Here is a 4,925-nt window from a genome sequence, read left to right on the forward strand (position 1 = left end):
GCTCGATGACGCGCCGAGCGCGTCGGCGATGCGCCGAGCGCTGCGCCGGGCCAGGGATGGCGCCACCCTCGATGCCGTCGAGGCAGCGGTGCTGCTGGCCGCCCGCGGCGACGATCTCGCCGACCTGTGCGCCTCGGCGGGCCGGGTGCGCGACGCCGGGCTCGCCTCGCTCGGCCGGTCGGGCGTCGTCACCTACTCGCCCAAGGTGTTCATCCCGCTGACCCGGCTGTGCCGGGACCGCTGCCACTACTGCACGTTCGCCACCGTGCCGCACCGCCTCGACGCGCCGTTCCTCTCTATGGACGAGGTGCTGGACATCGCGAGAGCGGGTGCCGCTGCCGGCTGCGCCGAGGCATTGTTCACGCTGGGTGACCGGCCGGAGGAGCGCTGGCCTGCGGCCCGGGAGTGGCTCGACGCCCACGGCTACGACTCGACGCTGGGCTACCTGCGCGCCGCCGCGATCGCCGTGCTGGAGGAGACCGGCCTGCTGCCGCATCTCAACCCGGGCGTGCTGAGCTGGACCGAGCTCGCCCGGCTCAAGCCGGTCGCGCCGTCGATGGGCATGATGCTGGAGACGACCGCCACCCGGCTGTGGTCGGAGCCGGGCGGCCCGCACTTCGGCTCGCCCGACAAGGAGCCCGCGGTCCGGCTGCGGGTGCTGACCGACGCCGGCCGGCTCTCCATCCCCTTCACCACAGGTCTGCTGCTGGGCATCGGCGAGACCCGGGCGGAGCGGGCCGAGACGATCTTCGAACTGCGCGGGCTGTCGCGGCGCTACGGGTCCATCCAGGAAGTGATCGTCCAGAACTTCCGGGCGAAGGACGACACCGCCATGCGCTCGGAGCCCGATGTCGGCGCCGAGGAACTCGCCGCCGCCGTCGCCGTGACCCGCCTCGTGCTGGGCCCGATGGCGCGCGTCCAGGCGCCGCCGAACCTCATCGACGCCGCCGAGTGCGACCTGCTGCTCTCGGCCGGCATCGACGACTGGGGCGGCGTCTCCCCGGTCACCCCGGACCACGTCAACCCCGAGCGGCCCTGGCCCGACCTGGACGTGCTGCGCGCGGTGAGCGCCGACGCCGGTTTCACCCTGCGGCCCCGGCTCACGGTCTACCCCCCGTATCAGGAGGAGCCGTGGCTGGACCCGCGGGTCGCGGGGCACGTGCGCGCGCTCGCCGGGCCTGACGGCCTGCTCGCCGAGGGTGCCCGCCCCGCCGGCCGCCCCTGGCAGGAGCCCGACGGCGGCCTCGGCAACAGCGGCCGCACCGACCTGAACACCGCGGTCGACACCGTCGGCCGGCACAGTGAGGCCCGGGCGGACTTCGACACCGTCTACGGCGACTGGGCGGCACTGCGCGCCGAGGTCAGCGCGGCCGGGACCGGCGTCGACGGGGTGGTGGGCACCGGTCGGCGCGCGGTGGGCGCACCGCCGCGCCTCGACGCCGACCTGCGTTCCGCGCTGAGCCATGCCGGCGTCGACCCGGCCGGGATCAGCGACGCCGAGGCGCTCACCCTGTTCGGCGCGCGGGACGCGGCGCTGGACGAACTCTGCCTGCTGGCCGACGGACTGCGCCGCGATGTCGTCGGCGATGACGTCACCTACATCGTCAACCGCAACATCAACTTCACCAACGTCTGCTACACGGGCTGCCGCTTCTGCGCGTTCGCGCAGCGCCGCGGGGACGCCGACGCGTTCACGCTGTCCCTCGCGGAGGTCGGTACCCGGGCCGCCGAGGCCTGGTCGGTCGGGGCGACGGAGGTCTGCGTCCAGGGTGGCATCCACCCGGATCTGCCCGGCGCCGCCTACTTCGACCTCGCCCGTGAGATCAAGCGGGCCGCACCCGGTCTGCACCTGCACGCCTACTCGCCGATGGAGGTCCTCAACGGGGTCACCCGGACGGGGATGTCGATCGAGGACTGGCTGACCGCGGCCCGCGAGGCCGGCGTCGACTCGATTCCCGGCACCGCCGCGGAGATCCTCGACGACGAGGTCCGGTGGGTGCTGACCAAGGGCAAGCTGCCCACGGCGAGCTGGGTTGAGGTGATCACCGCCGCGCACCGGGTGGGCCTGCGCTCCACCGCCACGATGATGTACGGGCACGTGGACACCCCGGCGCACTGGGTCGCACACCTGCGGCTACTGCGCCGCCTGCAGGACAGCACGGGCGGGTTCACGGAGTTCGTCGCGCTGCCCTTCGTGCACCACAGCTCGCCGATCTACCTGGCGGGGGTGGCGAGGCCCGGCCCCACCGTCCAGGAGAACCGGGCGGTGCACGCGATGGCCCGCATCCTGCTGCACCGGTCGATCGACAACATCCAGTGCTCATGGGTCAAGCTCGGCGCCGACGGCTGCCAGCAGGTGCTCGCCGGCGGAGTGAACGACATCGGCGGGACGCTGATGGAGGAGACGATCAGCCGGATGGCCGGCTCGCAGCATGGTTCGCGACGGTCCGTGGCCGAGCTGGAGGAGGTGGCCGCGTCGGCGGGCCGACCTGCCAGGCAACGGACCACGTCCTATGGGCGGGTCCCGGACGAGCGCTTCCACGCTGCCCGAGGCGGACCGGTCCGGACCGTGCTGCCGGTGGTGTCCTGACACCCGCCAAGTCTCCGAGTCCCGAAACTACTGTAAGTAGTTATTCGGCTCGGCGGGCCCGAACGGGTTGTCTGGTTATGGTGGGAACATCACGTTTACCGGATGCAAAGTTGCCCGTTTAGGCCCTTTATGTCGGATCTGGTTGCGCGGCATAATGCGGACACCGTCGCCGTAGCGATTGCACACAGTTACCGATTGGGAGGTTGCCCAGACCCTGGGCGATGGTGTGCAGTGACTGTGAGCTATGGTCTGATCGCTGGTTGTAGAAGATGTTGCGCTGGTGGGGTTGACGCGGCCGAGTCTGGAGCGTGTAATTACCGGCGTGTCATTCCCCTCGCTGGCGGGGTTCGTGCGGTAGTGCGACGCCTGACCGGTGTGGAACCAGCCACTGTGCGCCGGCGCCCAGGGGGGTGGCCGACCGCACCGCGACGGGTCTGGAGGAGTCCCATGGAGCACACCGACGCGGGCGTCCACACCGTCCTCGCGGACGTCGAGCGTCCCGCTGAGCATGACCCGTTCGGTGACCACTCCGAGCGGGTGCTCACTGAACGGCCCACACAGGCCACACCGGAGTCGTCGCTGTCCGCCACCACCGTGCCATCAGCCCGTTCCGGTTCGTCGGACCGGGTCACCGTCGCCCCGCCAGTCGTGCACCCACGGCCGGTCGGGGTGGACATGCTGGCCCGTCCCGACATCCCGGCCGCCGACGAGCAGAGGTTCGGCGGTTCCGATGACCCATCCTTCGGCGCCGACGACCGGCTGGCCGGCGCCCAGCGCGGCGATGAGCCCGCCACGGCGGGCCCGATCCACGACGGGCTGGCTCACGACGGGCTGGCTCACGACGGGCTGGCTCACGACGAGCCGGCAGGCAACGAACCGACCCACGACGGCCTGGCCGGCGTCGAGCTGGCTAGAGACGATCTTGGTCTCGACGGGCTGGCCGGCGATCTCGACCCCGACGCCGAGGGGGAGACCCTCGCCTCAGTGATCGATCTTGGGCTGGGTGACCTCTTCGGCGAGGTGATGGAGTGGCAGGAGCGCGCCCTGTGCGCGCAGACCGATCCCGAGGCATTCTTCCCGGAGAAGGGCGGATCGACCAGGGAGGCCAAGCGCATCTGCTCCGGCTGCGAGGTCAGGGCCGAGTGCCTGGAGTACGCGCTGGAGAACGACGAACGGTTCGGGATCTGGGGCGGAATGTCCGAACGGGAGCGGCGCAAACAGCGGCGCCGAGCGGTCTGATCCAGGGCCGTGGACGGTGTCCGGTGGGGGATGAGCGGCCAGGCCGCGCAGCGCCCCGCCGGGGCGCCGCCCGGCTGGGGTGAAGCAGCCACGACCTGGGTGGCAGTCGTATGCGTGCACGGCCGTGCCCCCGGCGCGGCCGTGCTCCTGGGCGCCGCCATAGCGGCCCAGCAGACCCCGCCCGACCAGGCCGTCTATCTGAGGGTCGCCGAAGTCCGGGTCGGCGGGAACGCGCCGGGATCCCCCCGGCGCAAGGGGCTGCCGGCTCCGGCGGAGCTGCCCGCCGGGACTCGGCTCGCGGCTGCGGTCACCGCCGGTCTCGACCAGCTCGGCGGCCCACCGGTGGACGGCTACCTCTGGCTGCTCGACGACTCGGCCGTGCCCGCGCCCGACGCGCTGCGCACCCTGCTCGCCTACGCGCGCCTGGATCCAGGCGCCGCCATCATCGGCCCCAAGCTGCGGGCCGGCCTGTCCGTGCCCGGCCTGTCGGTGCCCGGCCTGTCGGTGCCCGGCCAGCCTGGCGGCACCGGATCGTGGGCGCCGCCTATCGTGCTCGAGGCGGGAGTCAGTGTTGACCGCGCCGGCCGGCGCCGCACGGGGGTTCGGCCGGGCGAGGCCGATCTCGGGCAGCACGACGGAGCGCGCGACGTGCTCGCCGTCGCCTGCGCCGGCATGCTCGTGCGCGCCACCGCCTGGCATCTGCTTGATGGCCTGGACCTCGAGCTCGACGCCGGCCATGACATCGACCTGGGCTGGCGGGCCGCCCGGGCCGGGCTGCGCACGGTGGTCGTCCCCACCGCCGTCATGACCTCCCTGACCCCTTCCGACGCCGCCGCGACCGGTGCGACGGCGTGGCCGGAGCGGGTCGCGGCCCTGCGGATCCGGCTGGCGCACACGGCCTGGCTCCTGCTGCCCGCCGCGGTCCTCGCCCTCGTGTCCGGCTCCTGCCCGCGGGCCCTGGGCCTGCTGTTGCGCGGGCGCCTGCGGGCGGCGGCAGCGGAACTCGCGCTGCCATGGGCCGTGCTGAGCCGGCCACGCCAGCTCCTCGCCCTGCGCCGGCGGGCCGCGACCACTCGCGCGGTCCCCGCCCGAGTGG

General features: G+C 73.0%; 3 protein-coding genes. All 3 read left to right on the forward strand.

Going from position 1 to position 4,925, the window contains the following annotated elements:
• A partial coding sequence (locus MXD58_RS19910) for a bifunctional FO biosynthesis protein CofGH (RefSeq protein ID WP_250609714.1) occupies positions 1–2,590 on the forward strand: 2,590 nt, incomplete at its 5' end.
• 447 nt (positions 2,591–3,037) lie between these two features.
• Positions 3,038–3,829 (forward strand): WhiB family transcriptional regulator, encoded by a 792-nt coding sequence (locus MXD58_RS31215; RefSeq protein ID WP_284678608.1) that lies wholly within the window; start codon positions 3,038–3,040, stop codon positions 3,827–3,829.
• 30 nt (positions 3,830–3,859) lie between these two features.
• Positions 3,860–4,925, forward strand: a 1,066-nt coding sequence (locus MXD58_RS19920) for a glycosyltransferase (protein WP_250609715.1), incomplete at its 3' end; no start/stop codon positions are given.

Origin of the sequence: Frankia sp. AgKG'84/4 (genome assembly GCF_023242965.2) — a bacterium.
Lineage (GTDB): Bacteria > Actinomycetota > Actinomycetes > Frankiales > Frankiaceae > Frankia.

Coding starts and splice junctions, on each gene's coding strand:
- MXD58_RS31215 (WP_284678608.1), top strand. CDS start 3,038: ATGGAGCACACCGACGCGGGCGTCCACACCGTCCTCGCGGACGTCGAG.